General features: G+C 42.1%; 16 protein-coding genes and 1 riboswitch. Of the genes, 12 read left to right on the plus strand and 4 right to left on the minus strand.

Annotated features, from left to right (window positions below):
• The first annotated feature begins 17 nt into the window (after positions 1 to 17).
• Positions 18 to 2072, plus strand: coding sequence for an alpha-L-fucosidase (locus HMPREF1535_RS10215; protein WP_082207512.1), 2055 nt, complete (start codon positions 18 to 20; stop codon positions 2070 to 2072).
• Positions 2073 to 2134: 62 nt separating this feature from the next.
• On the opposite strand, the gene ribB is transcribed toward HMPREF1535_RS10215, so the two are convergent.
• Positions 2135 to 2770, minus strand: a complete 636-nt coding sequence (gene ribB, locus HMPREF1535_RS10220; protein ID WP_046146056.1) for a 3,4-dihydroxy-2-butanone-4-phosphate synthase — start codon at positions 2768 to 2770, stop codon at positions 2135 to 2137.
• A gap of 127 nt (positions 2771 to 2897) precedes the next feature.
• Positions 2898 to 3024: riboswitch (FMN riboswitch) on the minus strand.
• 107 nt (positions 3025 to 3131) lie between these two features.
• Between ribB and HMPREF1535_RS25375 the strand changes: the two genes are divergently transcribed.
• The 6 genes from HMPREF1535_RS25375 to HMPREF1535_RS10245 all read left to right on the plus strand — a co-directional run bounded on the left by HMPREF1535_RS25375 (position 3132) and on the right by HMPREF1535_RS10245 (position 7267).
• Positions 3132 to 3317, plus strand: coding sequence for a hypothetical protein (locus tag HMPREF1535_RS25375; RefSeq protein ID WP_010800915.1), 186 nt, complete (start codon positions 3132 to 3134; stop codon positions 3315 to 3317).
• A gap of 1 nt (position 3318) precedes the next feature.
• On the plus strand, positions 3319 to 4371 hold the full coding sequence (locus HMPREF1535_RS10225; RefSeq protein WP_046146503.1) for a winged helix DNA-binding domain-containing protein: 1053 nt from the start codon (positions 3319 to 3321) through the stop codon (positions 4369 to 4371).
• An 11-nt stretch (positions 4372 to 4382) separates the two neighbouring features.
• Complete coding sequence (locus tag HMPREF1535_RS10230; RefSeq protein WP_010800913.1) at positions 4383 to 4628, plus strand: MBL fold metallo-hydrolase; 246 nt, start codon at positions 4383 to 4385, stop codon at positions 4626 to 4628.
• Positions 4610 to 4876 (plus strand): GNAT family N-acetyltransferase, encoded by a 267-nt coding sequence (locus HMPREF1535_RS10235; RefSeq protein ID WP_052716686.1) that lies wholly within the window; start codon positions 4610 to 4612, stop codon positions 4874 to 4876. The genes HMPREF1535_RS10230 and HMPREF1535_RS10235 overlap by 19 nt, the downstream gene beginning before the upstream one ends.
• 84 nt (positions 4877 to 4960) lie before the next feature.
• Positions 4961 to 6481, plus strand: coding sequence for a BACON domain-containing protein (locus tag HMPREF1535_RS10240; RefSeq protein ID WP_082207515.1), 1521 nt, complete (start codon positions 4961 to 4963; stop codon positions 6479 to 6481).
• 162 nt (positions 6482 to 6643) lie between these two features.
• Positions 6644 to 7267: an LOG family protein gene (locus HMPREF1535_RS10245; RefSeq protein ID WP_046146058.1), complete on the plus strand. Its 624-nt coding sequence runs from the start codon at positions 6644 to 6646 to the stop codon at positions 7265 to 7267.
• Positions 7268 to 7379: 112 nt separating this feature from the next.
• On the opposite strand, the gene HMPREF1535_RS10250 is transcribed toward HMPREF1535_RS10245, so the two are convergent.
• Both HMPREF1535_RS10250 and HMPREF1535_RS10255 read right to left on the minus strand, forming a co-directional pair.
• Entirely contained in the window at positions 7380 to 8012 is a 633-nt protein-coding gene (locus HMPREF1535_RS10250; RefSeq protein WP_010800909.1) for a DedA family protein, read from the minus strand.
• A gap of 8 nt (positions 8013 to 8020) precedes the next feature.
• Positions 8021 to 9304, minus strand: a complete 1284-nt coding sequence (locus HMPREF1535_RS10255) for a hemolysin family protein (RefSeq protein WP_046146059.1) — start codon at positions 9302 to 9304, stop codon at positions 8021 to 8023.
• 153 nt (positions 9305 to 9457) lie between these two features.
• Here HMPREF1535_RS10255 and HMPREF1535_RS26100 point away from each other — a divergent pair, with 153 nt between their 5' ends.
• The 3 genes from HMPREF1535_RS26100 (at position 9458) to HMPREF1535_RS10270 (ending at position 12579) form a co-directional block, all read left to right on the plus strand.
• On the plus strand, positions 9458 to 9778 hold the full coding sequence (locus HMPREF1535_RS26100) for a hypothetical protein (protein WP_187386422.1): 321 nt from the start codon (positions 9458 to 9460) through the stop codon (positions 9776 to 9778).
• A 277-nt stretch (positions 9779 to 10055) separates the two neighbouring features.
• Entirely contained in the window at positions 10056 to 11702 is a 1647-nt protein-coding gene (locus HMPREF1535_RS10265; protein ID WP_046146505.1) for a sigma-70 family RNA polymerase sigma factor, read from the plus strand.
• A 94-nt stretch (positions 11703 to 11796) separates the two neighbouring features.
• On the plus strand, positions 11797 to 12579 hold the full coding sequence (locus HMPREF1535_RS10270; protein WP_046146061.1) for a class I SAM-dependent methyltransferase: 783 nt from the start codon (positions 11797 to 11799) through the stop codon (positions 12577 to 12579).
• A 10-nt stretch (positions 12580 to 12589) separates the two neighbouring features.
• Here the strand turns inward: HMPREF1535_RS10270 and HMPREF1535_RS10275 are convergent, their stop codons facing one another.
• Positions 12590 to 13576, minus strand: a complete 987-nt coding sequence (locus HMPREF1535_RS10275) for a sensor histidine kinase (RefSeq protein ID WP_046146062.1) — start codon at positions 13574 to 13576, stop codon at positions 12590 to 12592.
• A 201-nt stretch (positions 13577 to 13777) separates the two neighbouring features.
• On the opposite strand from HMPREF1535_RS10275, the gene HMPREF1535_RS10280 reads away from it, so the two are divergent.
• Both HMPREF1535_RS10280 and HMPREF1535_RS10285 read left to right on the plus strand, forming a co-directional pair.
• The gene (locus tag HMPREF1535_RS10280) at positions 13778 to 16129 is read left to right on the plus strand and encodes an ABC transporter permease (protein WP_046146063.1); all 2352 of its coding nucleotides are present in this window, start codon (positions 13778 to 13780) and stop codon (positions 16127 to 16129) included.
• A gap of 116 nt (positions 16130 to 16245) precedes the next feature.
• Positions 16246 to 17112 carry a hypothetical protein gene (locus HMPREF1535_RS10285; protein ID WP_046146064.1) on the plus strand — a complete coding sequence of 289 codons (867 nt, stop codon included), beginning with the start codon at positions 16246 to 16248 and terminating at the stop codon, positions 17110 to 17112.
• Positions 17113 to 17688 lie beyond the last annotated feature (576 nt).

Consider the following 17688-nt stretch of genomic DNA (forward strand, 5'->3'; position numbering starts at 1 on the left):
ATTAAAGTAAAGAGGTTATGAACATGAAACACATTTTGATTACGTTTTTTTGTGCCAGCCAACTTCTGTCTTGTAAGGAAATGGCTCCGCCTGCTCCCGTCTTGCCTGTTCCGACTCCGGAACAAGTTGCCTGGCAGAAAATGGAAAATTATGCTTTTGTACATTTCGGACTGAATACGTTCAATGATCTGGAATGGGGATATGGGAATACGCCTGCCGGAACATTCAATCCGACTGACCTGGATTGCGAACAGTGGGTGCGTGTCATTAAGGCGGCCGGACTGAAAGGGGTGATACTGACGGCCAAACATCATGACGGTTTCTGTCTGTGGCCTACAAAAACGGTCGATTATAATATTTCAAATTCTCCTTATAAAGACGGAAAAGGCGATATGGTCCGTGAACTGTCGGATGCCTGTAAGAAATACGGACTGAAATTCGGCCTTTATCTCTCTCCCTGGGATCGCCATAATGCCGAGTATGGACGGGAAGGTTATCAGAAAACTTATCATGAACAGATCAACGAACTGATTTCCAATTATGGTCCGCTGTTCGAATTCTGGTTCGATGGGGCGAATGGCGGAAACGGATGGTACGGCGGTGCCGACGAAAGCCGTTCCATTAATCCGAAAGAATATTACGGCTATGAGACGGCCCGCGAAATGATTAAATCCAAGCATCCGGATGCCATGATCTTTGGTGGAACCGTTCCGGATATCCGCTGGATCGGTAATGAGTCGGGCTGGGCGGGCGAAACGAACTGGTCTGCTTATTCATACGATAAAGAAGAACATTACAGCCAGGCCCAGTGGGGAATGAAAGACGGTGATAAATGGCTGCCGGGAGAATGCGATGTCTCTATCCGTCCGGGATGGTTTTATCATCATCGCGAAGACCATCAGGTCCGTACCGTTCCTAATCTGGTGGATCTTTATTATCGCAGTGTCGGGCATAATGCCAATTTCCTGTTGAATTTCCCGGTCGCTTTGAGCGGGCAGATTCATCCGGTCGATTCGGCACGCGCTGTCGACTGGTATCATACCATCACGGCAGATTTGAAAGATAATTTACTGAAAGATATCAAACCGAAAGCCAGTGAAACCCGTGGTGGAACGTATAAAGCTGCCAATGTAACGGATGGTAACTGGGATTCTTATTGGGCTACCTCTGATGGGGTGACAACCGGGACGTTGACATTCCCGTTACCTGCCGGAACTTCTCTGAACCGGGTGCTGATACAGGAATATATCCCGTTGGGGCAACGTGTTTGTGCTTTTACGTTGGAAGTAGAGAAAGACGGGAAATGGATGCCTGTTGAAACAGCCGATACGCTTTCGACGATCGGGTATAAACGTATCGTTCGTTTTAAAACAACTCCGGCGGATGCCCTTCGTATAAGTTTTACAGAATCGAAAGGTCCGTTGTGTATCAATAATGTGGAGGCTTTCCTGGCCCCTCCGTTGTTGGAACAACCCTATATTATGCGTAATGCCAAAAACGAAGTACGCATCGGAACAGAAAGTGAAGGTGCCGATATTTATTATACGACGGATGGAACGGAACCGACTGCCCAATCTGCAAAATATGAGACACCGTTTATATGGGATACAAAAGGAACCGTAAAAGCCATTACTTGCGATCCTCAATCGGGTAAAACGGGACCAGTCGGCATGCGATATTTCGATCTTCCGGCTACTGATTATAAAGTTGTAAACCCTGTCGATGATCGTACGTCTTTGCTCTTTGACGGGAACGGTTATTCGACTTATTATCTGCCGGAAGGTAAAAATGAGTTGGCGATTGAACTGGCTGAACCGCATGTGATCAAAGGTTTTGTTTATACTCCGAATCAAGGGCGTGATGCGAGTGGTCATATCTCCAATTATCAGCTACTGGTAGATGGTAAAATAGTTGCTTCCGGTGAATTTTCGAATATCAAAAACAATCCGATAGAACAGGAAATACATTTTAATCCTGTGAAAGGTCAAAAATTAATCTTTAAGGCAACACGAATAGTGGATAATGCTAAACGTGTTGGAATTGCTGAATTTTCTGTGCTTACAGAAGATTGAGGTATTCAACATAATTGATGGTGACAGCAAGGGCTTGTGAAGGTCCTTGCTGTTTTGCGAAACTAAGCCTCTGTCCTGAATCGGCATATGTCGTCGACCGAGACGACTGTCATCCCGTGTTTTTCTGCAAAATCAATGATTTCCGGCATGCGTGCCATTGTCCCGTCTTCATTTGTCAGTTCGCATAAAACGGCTGTGTCTCCCAGGCCGGCGAGTTTCACCAGGTCTACGCTTCCTTCGGTATGGCCCCTTCGTTCTAAAACGCCGTTATCTTTGGCTTGCAGGGGGAAAACATGTCCCGGATGGGATAAGTCCTCCGGTTTGGCACCTAGGGCAATTGCCGTTTTTATCGTTTGTATCCTGTCGGCAGCCGAGACTCCGGTGGTTATCCCTTCTTTGGCTTCTATCGAGATGGTGAATGCTGTCTGGTTCTTACTGGTGTTGTCGTCTACCATCTGATGCAAACCGAGTGATCTGCATTTTTCGGAAGTGAGGCACAGGCATACGATGCCGCTGCATTCACGGATCATCAAAGCCATGTCTTTTACTGTCATCTTTTCTGCGGAATAAATAATATCTCCTTCGTTTTCCCTGTTCTCGTCATCGACCAGCAGAATACCTTTTCCTGCCTGTAAACAGCTGATCGCCTTTTCTACACGTTCTTTGTAGTCAACACCGAAATTTTTGATCGTTTTCATTTTCAAACCCTGTAATTTAAGTAGTTGTTAAATCGTTAACATATTGCTACAGGGCAGGAGGGAATACTATATACAACATTTTTCCTGCATAATGACTATGCCGGTAGAATTGTCGTACTATCGTTATTGTCTTCTTCTCTCATCCAGACTTTAACTGTCGGTCCCGGATTTCCACCAGGTCAGTCCCCTGTTTTGCAGAGGAGTCGCGGACTGTCACCGCCGGTAGGGAGTTACGCCCTGCCCCGAAGAATACTGGTCACAAAAATAGAAAGAATTAGGAAAACAAACAGGATAAACAGATTAAAAGTGCAATTCTGAAAACAATAATTATATTTGTAGAAATATTAATCAATAAAATATCATGGGACACAATTGCAGCAAATGCCCGATACGGGCGAAATTTGAAAAAAATCCACGGTCGTTATTAGGTCGTTTCTGGCGTTGGCACATTGATTATTGTCCGGGTTGGAAAGCCTATTTCACGTCGTTGGATGCGGATGAGCAACAGCTATTGCGTAATAAGTATAACTTCAAAAAATATGAGTAAGATGCTCACCGATATCCGTTTGCGAAGTCAGCAATTAGTTCGTCCGGAATTTAAAGATCCCAAGGATTTGGTTTCTTGGATGGGAGCTGTCCAGGCACAGGAGTATAGAATGGTTAAGTGGGCGCTGGGAATACGGCTGAAATCAGCTACATTACAGACTATTAACGATGCGTATCAGCGGGGAAATATTCTGCGGACTCATGTGATGCGTCCCACCTGGCATCTGGTAGCAGCGGAAGATATCCGTTGGATGCTGAAGTTATCGTCGCAACGGATCATAGCAGCGTGCAACTCCTTTGCTAAAGGTAACGGAGTGGATATTCCTGAAAGTACCTACACCAAAGCGAATGATTTGTTTCAAAAGGTATTGGAGGGTAATAACCATCTTACAAAACAAGAATTGGAAGATGAGATTGTGAAGGCTGGTATTATGCCTGATTCTCCTAAATTAGGTTATCTTTTCACACGGGCAGAACAGGAAGGTATTATATGCAGCGGAGCAGATAGAAAAGAAAAGGCGACCTATGCTCTATTGGAAGAACGTGCTCCTAAGGTTAAAGAATTACATAAGGAGGAAGCATTGGCTTTGCTTGCGAGAAAATATTTCAGAAGCCATTCGCCGGCCAGCCTGAGTGATTTTGTCTGGTGGTCGGGCTTACCTGTGGCAGAGGCACGTCAGGCAATTGCTGCAATCGACGGTGAATTGAATAAAGAGAAATTTGCCTCGCAGGAATTGTTTCTCCATCAGCTGTGGGACAAAAAGTTCAGGACTGGCAATGTATTACATTTTATGCCTCCTTTTGATGAATATCTTATCAGTTACAAAGATCGTACCGCTGCGATGGATAAAGAACACCATCCGAAGGCCTTTAATAATTTCGGTATATTTTATCCGGTCATTTTATATAACGGGCAGATTGTCGGTAACTGGAAAAAAGTAAAAAAGAAAGGTGGAATTTCGTTTGAAACATCCTTCTTTGTCGAATGTCCGGATTTGGATAGAGAGTTATTGGAAGAGGCCGGGGAGAGATATAAGGCCTTTTATAATTTTTAATTGAGAAATTTATGAAACTAACGGTATTGGTAGATAATAATACATATATAGATCAGTATTATCTGGGGGAACCGGCGGTCTGTTATTATATAGAAGACGGTGAAACCCGTTTGTTGCTCGATACCGGTTATTCGGATGTTTACATCCGTAATGCAAAGGCGTTGGGGATAGACCTGGCACAGGTCTCTGTAATCGCTTTGTCCCATGGGCACAACGACCATACCCGTGGATTGCAATATTGGTCCGGGGGTATGTAGATAGCAATGATGTTTGCCATGTCGGTAAATTGATTGTGCATCCCGGATATCAGAATCAGGGAATCGGTAAGGCCCTGATGTATGAAATTGAAAAGTATTTTCCGGCTTGCTGTAAATTAGTGTTGTTTACCGGAGAGGAAACGCCCAATACCTTACATCTGTATGAAAAAGTAGGTTACCATATCGTTTCGAAAGAAAAGATGGGAGGTCTTTCTATGATTTTTATGGAAAAGGTTATAATTCGTTGATATTTTACTGTCAGATCATGTTTCTCAAAATATTTTTATAACTTGCCGCCTGTTTATCTATGTGATGTATAAATTCTTGGAACAATGAATAACAGACCGTTTCTATTTTTAATAATCAATCTTTTTCTACTGACATTATCCATTTCCTGTAGTAAGCTGGAAAGAGAAAAAGATATGCTCGAATTGTATACAACTTCTCTCTTAATAAATCAGGAAGGAGGGGAAGAGTGCATAGATCTTATGGCGAATGGTCTGTGGGAGATTCAGGATATTCCGGATTGGATCTCGGCCAGCCCTACATCGGGCGATGGTTATGGCATGGTGACTATCAAGGTGGCAGAAAATAAAGGGGCTGAGCGAAGAAAGGCTTCTCTGCGGTTTTCCCATGGAAAAGCAACGGAGACGTTGGAAGTGGAACAATTGAGCCTGGCAGAAGCAGATCCTTTTATTGAACTGAGTCAAAATCCAGTACAAATGTTTACTGGTGCGGGGATAAAACGTATAAAGCTGACCACCAACAGACCATGGAAAATGTCTGAGAATTTCTATAGGTGGATTTCTGTCAGTCCTTCTTCAGGTGAAGGTTCTGCTGAAATAACTATCGAGGTGAAAGAAAATCGTAATCCGGGTATGAGGCATTTATACGTGTCAATTATAGGGGAAAATATGCAGAGTGATTTGCTTATCAATCAGTTTGGACTTAGTGATGTTATCCGGTTACCGTGGTTGCCTATTTTCCGTTTTAAACAAATGTCATCCAATCAGGATCTGTATTCAGTGTTGACTAACAACTTATTTATAAATCCGGCTATCCGGGATGAGATTTATGTAGGAAACCTTGTCTGTCATACAACCCAATCCAATACCAATATACCTGAATTAACTGGTTATACCTTCAATCCGATTACCGTTTCAACATCTGCTCCTGTTGCTGAAGTTATGAAAACCTATATTCCATCACCGATAGAGCAAGAAGCATTTGCCCGCCAAATCGTTGGGAATATATCCACCCAAAGTGGTACTTTGGTTGAAGATAAAGGTCAGTTTGAATTTTATACTCATAAGCAGTTGCATACTGTCGGGATGGTTAACCTGGGAGTGAAGCTGGACGAAATCATGTCGGATGTTTCTTTCAAGGAAAAAGAAATGACTCGGAAGTATGGATTAATTTATTCATTCAAGCGGACCTTCTTTACGTTAGATATAGATATTCCGAAAAAGCTTATAAAGGAAGAACTGAAAGATGCAGATAAAGCAAAAGGCGCTTCGTATGTTTCTTCTGTCGGTTATGGCAGGGTCGGATTGCTGATCGTTGAATCGGACACAGATTCGCGCGATGTTAAATTAGCGATAGATAAAGTGTTGGCTGATGAACCGTTGTCTCCGGAAGAAACCAGTCTGCTTTCGACAGTGGATCTCTGCTATGTTTATTTTGATGAAGATAAGAATGTGCAGGTCCAAAAAGGGAGTCTGGATGTAGTGAATGCCTACAAAGATGGAATTAATGCGGTAGCCGATCATATTTATCCGCTCGAATTCACATTAGCAAACTACCTGGATAATTCGCCAGGTAATATCTCGTTTACTTTTAGGGCGGAAGAATAGTCTTTTATCATTTTCTAATTTTCTGCCTACCGGAGAGTTGCAGGTTGGAAAGAGATAATGGAAATCTATTGAATTTGTTTCATAGAAAAGGCTGCCGGAAAAAGTTTATCTTTGTAAGTTGTCCGATGACCGGATAAACGGATACAAACGAAATATATACGTATGTTACAAAATAGTGATGCAGAGAAGAAAGTAATCAGGAGAATCGCCGTCTTTTGCGGTTCAAGCCGTGGGACAGAGCGGATATTTGAAGAACAGGCTTACGAATTGGGAAAGACGTTGGCCGTTCAAAACATTGAATTGGTTTATGGCGGGGCCAATGTGGGATTGATGGGTACTGTTGCCAACGGAGTCATGGAAAATGGAGGCAAAGCCATCGGGGTCTTACCTGCTTTTTTGAAGAAAGTGGAGATTGCCAATTTGAATCTGACGGAACTTGTGATGGTCGATACCATGCATCAGAGGAAAGCGAAAATGAATGAACTCTCTGATGGTGTCATTGCCCTTCCGGGAGGTTTCGGTACACTCGAAGAATTTTTTGAGATGCTGACCTGGGCCCAGTTAGGTCTTCACCGGAAACCTGTAGCTCTTTTGAACGTAGACGGATTCTATGATGCCCTTCTGGCATTGGTCGATACAATGGTCGACAGAGGATTCCTCCGAAAAGAAAACAGGGAAATGCTTCTGGTCAGCGACAATATAGAAGACCTGCTGGATAAAATGAGAAAATACGAAGCCCCGTCAGTCGGTAAGTGGCTGAACAGGGCGGGACTTTTGAATAAATGATCGTTGCCGGTTTTATAATTTGATTATCTCCATATCCTCAGGGACGAAAATATTCCCGGAGAAGTTCTCCCGTGCTTCGGCCGTATATTTTTCTTTACGTGTAGCGAGGGTTTTATCGACATGCTTTTAGTTTCCTTTTCAGATACCAGGTAATGAGGGCGAGTGTTACCAATGCCACAAAAACATAGCTTATTTCCCTGCTGTATCTCTCCAGTTCTTCCAGCAACCGGTCTTCCGGTAGTATCTGTGCCAGATAATATCCGAGCAGCACCAGGATACTGTTCCAGATGGCCGAACCGAGTGTTGTGAACAGGATGAAGGCGGGAAGCCGCATTCGTGCCAGTCCGGCAGGGATGGAAATGAACTGTCGCACGGCCGGTATTAACCTCCCGAAGAAAGTCGATATCTTGCCGTGTTTCAGGAAGAATGCCTCCACATACTCTATCTTTTGCCGGTTTATGCCGAGCAGATGGCCGAAACGGCTGTCGGCAAATTTATAGACGATGGGCCTGCCGACGAAGAGGGCGAGATGGTAATTGATCAACGCCCCGATGAGCGCTCCCAAGGTTGTGAAAAGTATCACGAGGAAAATATTCATCTCACCGTTTGCCGCCTTGTAGGCGGCAGGTGTGACAATCAACTCGGATGGTAGCGGGACCAGCGAGTTTTCAAGTATCATGAGGATTAAAATCACCCAGTAGCTGAGGTGTTCCAGGCACCATTGGATCAGATCTGAAAAGTCCATAGGGTATTTTATGCATTATTATCGTTGGGTACCTGAACCAGTATTTTATCTATTCTGGCTCCATCCATATCAACAATTTCGAAGCGGAAGTTGTTCCATTCGGCTTGTTCCCCGGATTGGGGGATATGTCCCAACTGTTCCAGCAATAATCCTCCTACCGTATGATAGTTACATCTTTCATATAAATCTTCTTTATCGAAATAAGATAGGAAATCATAAAAAGAACACTGTCCGTCGACCAGCCAGCCGTCGTTGTTGCTCCGTTGGATAATCTCCGGTTCCTTCTGCGTATCGTTGATGGTGCCTAACAAGGCTTCCAGAATATCCCTGAGTGTTATAATTCCCTGGCACATACCGAATTCGTCGCATATAAGAGCACGGCTTATTCCCTGTTCTTTCATTTCTTCAAGTACCTTATATACACTCATGTTCTCATGGAAATAGAAAGCCGGACGGACGATGCACTCCAGATTGAAATCAGGTGTATCCAGATGGAGAACCAGGTCTTTCAGAAAGATGACTCCTTCCACGTCTCCCTTTTTCTTGCCGGTCACCGGATACATTTCATATAAGTCCTGTTCGATAGTCTTTTTCACTTGCTTCTTATCCATATCCAGGTCCAGCCAGATGATTTCATTCCGCTGTGTCATAATGGAACTGACCTTCAGGTCGCCCAGGATGAAAACACGTTCGACGATGTCCTGCTCTACTTCCTGTACTTCTCCGCCTTCTTTTCCTTCCTGTACGATCGATTTGATTTCTTCTTCCGTCACCTTATTATCCGAGTCCTTTATGCCCAGCAGGTTGAACATGCAGGAAGTACTTTTCGACAGCAGCCATACAAACGGGGCGGCTACCAGCGATAAGATATACATCGGGCGGGCAACAACTTTGGAGGCTTTTTCTGCAATACTCAAACCGATTCTTTTAGGGACAAGTTCGCCGAATATCAGGGTCAGGTAAGTGACGGCTACAACAATCAACCCCTGGGCAATGAGGGATGCGTAAAGAGGGGATACTCCCCAATTCTTCAGGATAACCGAGAAGTCGTCCGTCAAAGCTGCACCGGAATAGATACCGGTCAGGATACCGATCAGTGTGATGCCGATTTGAATGGTCGAGAGGAAACGATCCGGCTCATTTGCCAGTTTCAGGGCCAGTTTAGCCGCTTTACTGCCCTTCTTTGCGTCAGTGTTCAGGCTCGATTTGCGGGCGGAGATTAATGCGATTTCAGACATGGCAAATATGCCGTTCAATAGGATAAGTGAAATGATTATTATTATTTCGTTCATGAAAATGATACTGTTTTAGTTTATTATTTAAATGTCTTATGGGCGGGGCCGGAGAGTTTGCATACGGTGGTAGTATCATAATATATGATACAAGAATATTATAATATATGCGAACGGAGTATCATAATATATGATACAGCAGTCTTATAATATATGATATTATGCTTTCGTCCGGTGAAAGAATATGGCTGTGTACTAAATAAGGAACGTACAGAACAAGGAATGTATCTGCCGTGGGGCAGGTCTGTTGTTAACGGGGATATAGTAATCAATATGAACCAGTTGTGTGAACAGGTCGGGAAGTGGTACGGAACAAACCGGAATCAGGGGATGAACGGGACGGTTCCCGTTGCGGTAAAACAGTTCGTCCGTATTACCCGGCTCATCGGTATCTTCCGCCTGGTTGGAAATTTCCGTCTGGTCTGCTGTCTGTGTATCGTAATTGGGCACAACGTATCCGAATACATCGAGTAACACCAGGAATAACATGATGATACAGATTGCCCGTGCTTTGACAGTATAAATCGTATGTTGCGTAAATGCCATGCAATAATGTACAGCTGAATTTGGGTACGAAAATACATATTCGTCTGTTCGGTACATAGTATTCAACGCGTTTTTGAGTTACTTTAACGAATTTGCTTTAACATCCATCTATTTGAGTATCTTTCTTATGTGAGAATAAAAAAAGTGCAAACCCCATGCAGTCTTTTCCATATTAGCGCATCATAGTTATATGATGTTGTGGGACATGGACAGAGAGGACTTCGTAGATTTGTGCAAAAAAGGTGATGAGCAGGCATTAAACCAGCTTTATAAAACGTACTCGGGAAAGATGATGAAGATATGCCTTCGTTATGTGCCCGACAGACAAATTGCACAAGACCTGCTGCATGACGGTTTCATTGTTATCTTTACTTCCATCGGCTCATTGCGTAATCCGGAGAGGTTGGAAAGTTGGATGGGAGTCGTGATGAAGAATATCGCACTTCATTATCTCAGTCAAAACAATATGGTTAATACTATCCCTTTGTCTGAAATGTCTGAAGAAGATGAACCGGCGGAAAGTCCTTTCATGGCTGATTTGGTATCGTATGACCGGTTGATGGAATTGGTGGAAGGGCTTCCTGATGGTTATTCAAAGGTGTTCAAACTGGCGGTACTTGAAGGGTTGCCTCATAAAGAGATAGGTGACTTGTTGCATATAGCTCCTCATTCATCATCTTCGCAATTGTATCGTGCGAAAGCGTTGCTGAGAAAGATGATTGTCGATTGTCGCCTGGTTATTATAATATTGCTGCTGCTTCTTGTCCCGCTGTTCTACAATTATCTGCCCTGGAAAAAGAAACAACAAAGCCATCAGCCTAAGATGGCGATGCGTCAGCCGAAAGCTGAAAAAAGGAAGGAAGACAGGCAGACCGATTCCCTGGAACAGAAGGTTTGTCCCGGTACGGGAGAACGTTCACAATTGCCAGAACTGATTAGTGCGTCACCACTGGCGGATGCAGGAAAAGTACCGCCTATCTTACCTGTCGGAAATATTACGATAAGTGTGCCACCTGTCAATAAACCGTTGTTTGTTTCTGATTTGCCAAGTGCGACTATCTCCGGTTTGTGTCCGGAAGGAAACTTTGTCTCCGTGCAACGTAAAAAGAAAGCAGGAGTTTGGAAGTTTATGCTGGCAGGTTCGTTGGGTCCACAACTGGCTCAGAATATATACAAACTGATTGCTACTCCCCATTCTGACAGTGGAGTAGGGGCTGATCTTCCTCAGCAGGTAAGTACCTGGGAGGATTATTACACTTACCTGAACACCCGTTATCAGGAAGGTACTTTGGGCGATTCAGTTACGATAATAAATATCGCAAAAAACAATCAGGGAGATATTGTAGAAAGTCAACATCACTATTCTCCTGTTACTATTGGGCTTTCGGTAAACAAAAAACTAAACGAACGCTGGAGTCTTGAAACGGGGTTACAGTACACCTTCCTGAAATCCGACTTTACTACAGGTAATGATTTTCGTATTCAGGAAACACAAAGAATCCATTATATAGGAATTCCTTTCCGTGTCTCTTATCGCTGGGGTAATTTCAGGAATTTCTCGCTTTACTCGACAGCCGGTATGCAACTTGATATTCCGTTAAAAGGGACACTTCAAACTTCTCATATAACGGACAGTATACCTATGAGCATGGGGCGTCAGTCATTGAATGTACCTCTACAATGGTCGATTAATGCCAGTACAGGTGTACAATATCATTTCACTCCCCGCATCAGTCTCTATATAGAGCCTACTGTCAATTATTATATTCCTGACGGAAGCGGGTTGCGTACTATCCGGAAAGAGCACCCGGTGACATTCACGGTTCCTGTCGGTTTGCGTTTCAGTTGGTAGGGAAAAAACAATAAGTCTCAATAAAATGATTTAACCACGCAGTCTTTTGCCTGAAAGAATATCATACTTATAGATATTTAAAAACAGAAAAGAGATGCAGGAACGACATATCAACCGTGACCGTTATTTTGAAGAACAGGCACAAACGACTCGGAAATATTATATTCCGTATATAAAGCGAATAGTTGGCGACCTTCCGGAGAAAGTCTTGGAAGTGGGATGTGGTGAAGGAGGTAATCTGCTTCCTTTTGCCGAGTCAGGTTGTGAAATCGTTGGAGTCGATATTGCCGCTCTGCGGATAAAACAAGCCCGGGCATTCTTCGCCCAAAGGAATCAAACAGGAACCTTTATTGCTTCTGATATTTTTCGGTTAAAAGACCTGGAAAAACATTTCCCTCTAATCCTGATACATGATGTAATTGAACATATCGAAACCAAATCCAAGTTCCTATCCGGTATGAAAAGTTATCTGTCGGCTGGCGGGGTCATTTTTATTGCCTTCCCTGCTTGGCAGATGCCGTTCGGAGGGCATCAGCAGATAGCAAGGGGCAGGGTTGTTTCCCATCTTCCTTTCATACATTTGCTTCCACGGACTTTATATAAATGGATACTGGATACAGGTGGTGAAGAAGAAGATACAATAAAGGAGTTGCTGAGTATTAAAGAAACGAAATGCACCATTGAAATGTTCCGGAATCTTGTAAAACAAACGAAATATCAGATTATTGACCAGCAATTATTTTTTATAAATCCGCATTATGAGGTTAAGTTTGGATTATCACCGCGAAAGCTGGGTAAAGTTCTTTCTTCCGTTCCGTATCTGAGAAACTTCTTTAGTACAAGCTGCTTTTATTTGTTGAAGAAAGGGGATGAATAATTCAGATCTGTCAATGACCGGGGAATGTCATGCGGAACACTGTTCCTTCTCCGGGTTCTGAGTTCACAAGAAGTTCTCCGCCATGGAGTTGCATAATGCGCCGGGATAGTGGCAACCCTATTCCGCTTCCTTCTTTTTTGGTGGAATAAAAGGGAATGAAGATATCTTCCAGTCGGTTTGCCGGAATGCCTTCCCCGTTATCAGTTATCTGTATGAATGAAGAAGTGGCTTTTTTCCCTGCCTCAATCCTAATCTGTGGTTCCGGGGTATTGGTTGTGGCCTGTAAGGCGTTGCGGATAAGATTAATGAGTGCCAGTGTTATTAAGTTTTGATCCAGTAGGATTTCTATGTTTTCCGGTGAAATATAGCGAATGTTTTCACTGCCTTGTTCCGAACTCAATAACCGTTCAAGCTTGTCGAACAAAGAACTGATTTGAACTTTTGCTTTGACCGGGTCAGGGAGATGGGTTAACCGGTGATAGGCATTCAGGAAAATATTTAGTTGCTGCACTTGCTGGTTAATGGTTTGCAACCCGTCGATTGTCCCTTCTTTACCATATTCATCATTATATTTGATCAGGTCGGCCGACAAGGAGGCTATCGGTGTAATGGAGTTTCTGATTTCATGTGTCAATACCCGAATGATACTCTCGTAATAGAATCGCCGTTCCTCTAATTCGGTATGATTGTTTTCAAATTGTGTGATAATCCGGTTCATCTCCCGGAATAACCCGTTCAGGAATTTATCGTCCCCTTTTTCTGTGAAGTGGGCGTTGAAATCGTTGTTATTGATTGCGCTGAAGAAGCTTTCCAGCTGGCGGTTTGTCTTGTCCATTTTCCTTATCAGCATAATAGCCAAAGCTATGATCATACAGATACAGACAAAAGCAAAAAAAAGAGAAGTCCGGCTGATTAAAAGCCAGGCACCTATGAGTGAGAATAACACGATTCCTGTTATTCCTCCGATAATGATCCGATGTAATTTGCGATTCAACATATCCTTTGTTACAAAAGTACAATTTAAACCGACAAGGTAAATGTAAAGTGGTCTGCTTTTAATTGGATGTATGGTTTTTTAGTAATCAAATCCCGGAGTTGTCTAAAATTTAGACGATTTCATCTTGTTGTTACAAAGGAATGCTATTTTTGTTGTCAGGCAGACAGAGACTGATTAGTTTTGGCCCAAAACAGAAATATCATGGGGAACATATCATTCAAACTTATATTTCGGAGTTGGTTGCGTAATAAAACATTTACTGTAATCTCTATCCTCAGCCTGGCAGTCGGTATCGCCTGTACCAATTTGCTGGCCGCTTTCGTTATCCATGAGTATAATATAGAACAGGAGAATCCGAACAAAGTAAGGATGGTAGTGGTTAAACAAACTATTTCGGGGGCAGGAATGACTGCTTTCAATACGGTCTCACGGGATATTACTTCCCAGTTACTCGAGCGTGTCCCGGAATTGGATAAGGCGTGCCGTGTACATCCTTATTTCATGGTTACCTATTGTCAAGCCGGAGAGAACTTTTTCAAAGACATCAAAGTAATAGAGTCGGATAGTGCTTTCCTTTCATTCTTTCCTCAGAAAATTGTAAGGGGGAGTTTTGCGGATGCCCAGGTGGGGCCGGATCGGATCGTCCTGACAGAATCTTTTTCAAAACGTTTGTTCGGAGAGAGTGACCCGATAGGACAAACGGTTCAGATGCTATTCGGCCCTGGTGATTTCGGGGATGAAAAAGGTTTATTGGCGTTTACTGTTTCTGCTGTGGTAAAAGATAATAGCCAGGCGGCTTTCGGCTTTGATGCTTTATTCTTTGGCGATCCCTCTTCCGGATTAAACTTCTTTCTGCTGAAAAAGAATGTCTCCGTTCCCGACTTACAGGCTAAAACAGGGCGTTTGGCTCTTCAGAGAAGTGATGGTCAGGATTTTAAGAATGAACTCCTCACTATTCAACAGGCTTGTTTTGATACGGTAACGCTCCCGTCATCGTTGAAGAAACCAAATACGACATTACTGTTTATTGCTCTTTTTTCAGCTATTCTGATATTGGTCATAGCTTGTTTCAATTATGTTAATCTAAGCTTTTCACGTGTATTTAAACAGTTATACTCCCTGCATATACAGAAACTGATGGGGGCAGGAAGCGGACAATTGAGCATGCAATTATTTGCTGATACATTTATGACTGTTGGTTTCGGTTTCCTGATTGCACAACTGATACAATTCGATCTGCTGGGGATAATGAATCGCATCATGTCTATTCAGGTTCCAGTTAATTTTCTGTATAGTAGTCAGATGCTGCCGGTTACATTCGGGTTTATTCTTTTATTGGCATGTATTCCTGCTTTGTATATGAGCCGGCGTTTGCCGGAAATGTCGATTTCCATGTATAACAATTTCTACCGGGGAAAAGCAAAGGGACGTATCATTACCTCGCTGGCTATCGTTCAGTTCGTTATTTCATTTATTCTGATAATCGGTAATATTTCCGTACGGCGGCAAATCTCACTTTTATATGATAAAGCAGAAAATTATAAAGGTATTTATATTTTCTCAGTCGGAGATAACAAGACATCTATGTTACGACTTAAAGAAAATATCGGTTCTCTTTCGGGCATACAGGCTGTGGCATTAAGCAATCCCATATATGAATGGCCTCTCGGTGAGTTTTCGCCGGATGGTACATATGAATCTTATACATCAGAGGATGGCGATGAAGAAATAATGGAAGTTATGGGCTATAAGCTATTGAAAGGTCTGCCCTGGAAAGAAGCGATAGAAAGGTTTCCACATCCGGTTTATCTGAACCGTACCTGGGCTCAGAGCCTGTTTCCGGATGGAGAACTGCCTGTCGGGAGTCTTATAAAAGAATACGAACCCCGGTTGAAGGACCGTCCTCCTTTTGGTGATGATCATGTTATTGCCGGGGTTGTTGAAGATTATTTTAAGCTATATATTTCTAATAGCCTTGAAACGCCTGTCGATAAAGGTATTATTGGCTTTGCCAGGGATGGAACTGACTTAAAAGTCCGCATAGCTCCCGGAAATGCTTCGGTTATCAAACAAATTTATAAGGAATGGGATCAGCTTTATCCTGGGGATTACCTTGAACATGAGAGCTTGTATGATAAAGTTTTGGGTAATAACAAGAAACTTTTCGAATTGTCCGATTTGTTGATGATGTATTCGGTTATCAGTATCCTGCTTACGTGTTTCGGACTTTTCGGTATGACGCTGTACGCTATCGAACAACGTACAAAAGAGATCGGAATCCGAAAGGTGAACGGATCGACTACCTGGCAGATTATAAAACTGCTCAATCGTCAGTTTATTATATGGATTGGGATTGCTTTCGTTGTTGCTGTCCCTATAACCTGGTGGTTGCTTAATCAATGGATGCAAAGTTTTGTTTATCGGGCGAGTTTTAGCGTCTGGACATATATTATGTCTCTATTAATTGTTGTCGGTATAACGTTATTAACTGTCAGTTGGCATAGCTTCAAGGCAGCCTCCGGAAACCCGGTTAGAGCGTTGAGGAATGAGTAAAAAGCAGCTTTGCCGGGCACAGCACTTGAAATCCTTCTCAATAAAAAGTATATTACTTTCTGGATCTCAGGAAATAAGTATATTTGTAATCTATAAACTAAATTCATAAAGAAAACATGAATATAAAGACTTTGTTCAAAATACTGTTGCTGTTTTTTTCGGCTATGGGATTTGGTAGTTGCGGAAGTGATGATGATGAGAAAAAAGAAATATACCCTCTATCGTTTGAAAAAGAGTATTACGAGGTTCCATTATTAGGAAATCAATCTATATCCATTAGAGGTGGCAACAGGAATTATTCTGTAACTGTTGAAAAAACAGAGATCTTGGATGTGTCTGTGGATTTGTCAAGTTCGATAGATATGGGAAATTTAGTTATCACCCCGAAGCAAAAAGGAGAAACCACCGTTACCATAAAAGACAATATTGTTAATGAGGAGGTTGGATTGAAAATAAAAGTAACAGACTCTTATTTGGCTTATGCGATAAAAAATAGCAATCATCCGGCACTTTCACAGGGAACATTAGTCTATTTGATAAATAATGAAGCAAAAGATTGTTATTTCTTCCGAAACACAGGTTCTGGAACAGGAGCCACTAATACCCTGATAGCAAAAGGAACATACGAATTCTCAGTCAAGATAGAATATGGTATAGGTAACTCATCAAATACGTATGGTATACCTTATTTAACATTAAATTATGCTTCGGACATAAATGGGAATTTTACTGATGAAGCTATAGCACATACTCCTCACAGTCTGAGATTTGAACTTCTTGACGGAGAAACAAGTAGCAATACTGTCATCAATATGATACAAGTTTGTTTAGGTGTGGATTGGAAAGCTCTTGTACATGAAACTCTCAGCAGAAGTGTGGGTATAGAAGAACCAATTTTAAAAACCACGATAGATGATACAAATTATACGATAGTGGGAGTACTTAATACCACACCAGCAATTCCCGAAAATATCTTGGAATAGACACAAAAAGATGTTCAAAATGTTTTTAGCACTATGAATAAGTGATAAGTGTACGGGATTTAAATATCAATATTGACCTGAAAGAAGCACAACAGAAGTCTTTAATATTTTTTTAGCGGCTGATAGGTGTATTATGTGCGATCGATGTCAAAGCTTTTTTAAAAGAAAAGAGAATTGTTTTCTATAATTGTAATTTGTTTTATGAAACGACAAAAAGACAGACGAATAGGGCATATGCAAATATTATGATAGAAAATGTCACTGAATAAGAACGTGCTTATTTTTCAATCAGTCATTCTGGAAGAGGTGTATATACATTTATTAACGTGATGGGCGTTTTATATCAACTTTTTATTTTGCTATAAACAAACATGAACTTCGTTTAAAACGAGATTTTTTTCATTTTAAACGAGATGTCTTTTTATTGTAGTAGAAATTTATTGCAAATATTTGTTAATTTGCGATGGCGCAAGATGTCAATCGGTACTTTTAAGAGAGGGAATTATATGTTTTAAAGCAATTTTTATTTCCAGAGCAACCATTTATCCAGATAAGCGATAAATGTCAAAATACCAA

Origin of the sequence: Parabacteroides goldsteinii DSM 19448 = WAL 12034 (assembly GCF_000969835.1) — a bacterium.
Taxonomy (GTDB): Bacteria; Bacteroidota; Bacteroidia; order Bacteroidales; family Tannerellaceae; genus Parabacteroides; species Parabacteroides goldsteinii.

Bases quoted from the DNA above. Each gene is read 5' to 3' on its own strand.
- HMPREF1535_RS10275 (WP_046146062.1), bottom strand. From the start codon at position 13,576: ATGTTGAATCGCAAATTACATCGGATCATTATCGGAGGAATAACAGGA.
- HMPREF1535_RS10280 (WP_046146063.1), top strand. From the start codon at position 13,778: ATGGGGAACATATCATTCAAACTTATATTTCGGAGTTGGTTGCGTAAT.
- ribB (WP_046146056.1), bottom strand. From the start codon at position 2,770: ATGAAAACGATCAAAAATTTCGGTGTTGACTACAAAGAACGTGTAGAA.
- HMPREF1535_RS10240 (WP_082207515.1), top strand. From the start codon at position 4,961: ATGAATAACAGACCGTTTCTATTTTTAATAATCAATCTTTTTCTACTG.
- HMPREF1535_RS10285 (WP_046146064.1), top strand. From the start codon at position 16,246: ATGAATATAAAGACTTTGTTCAAAATACTGTTGCTGTTTTTTTCGGCT.
- HMPREF1535_RS10230 (WP_010800913.1), top strand. From the start codon at position 4,383: ATGAAACTAACGGTATTGGTAGATAATAATACATATATAGATCAGTAT.
- HMPREF1535_RS10250 (WP_010800909.1), bottom strand. From the start codon at position 8,012: ATGGACTTTTCAGATCTGATCCAATGGTGCCTGGAACACCTCAGCTAC.
- HMPREF1535_RS26100 (WP_187386422.1), top strand. From the start codon at position 9,458: ATGATATTATGCTTTCGTCCGGTGAAAGAATATGGCTGTGTACTAAAT.
- HMPREF1535_RS10270 (WP_046146061.1), top strand. From the start codon at position 11,797: ATGCAGGAACGACATATCAACCGTGACCGTTATTTTGAAGAACAGGCA.
- HMPREF1535_RS10225 (WP_046146503.1), top strand. From the start codon at position 3,319: ATGCTCACCGATATCCGTTTGCGAAGTCAGCAATTAGTTCGTCCGGAA.
- HMPREF1535_RS10245 (WP_046146058.1), top strand. From the start codon at position 6,644: ATGTTACAAAATAGTGATGCAGAGAAGAAAGTAATCAGGAGAATCGCC.
- HMPREF1535_RS10255 (WP_046146059.1), bottom strand. From the start codon at position 9,304: ATGAACGAAATAATAATAATCATTTCACTTATCCTATTGAACGGCATA.
- HMPREF1535_RS25375 (WP_010800915.1), top strand. From the start codon at position 3,132: ATGGGACACAATTGCAGCAAATGCCCGATACGGGCGAAATTTGAAAAA.
- HMPREF1535_RS10265 (WP_046146505.1), top strand. From the start codon at position 10,056: ATGGACAGAGAGGACTTCGTAGATTTGTGCAAAAAAGGTGATGAGCAG.
- HMPREF1535_RS10215 (WP_082207512.1), top strand. From the start codon at position 18: ATGAACATGAAACACATTTTGATTACGTTTTTTTGTGCCAGCCAACTT.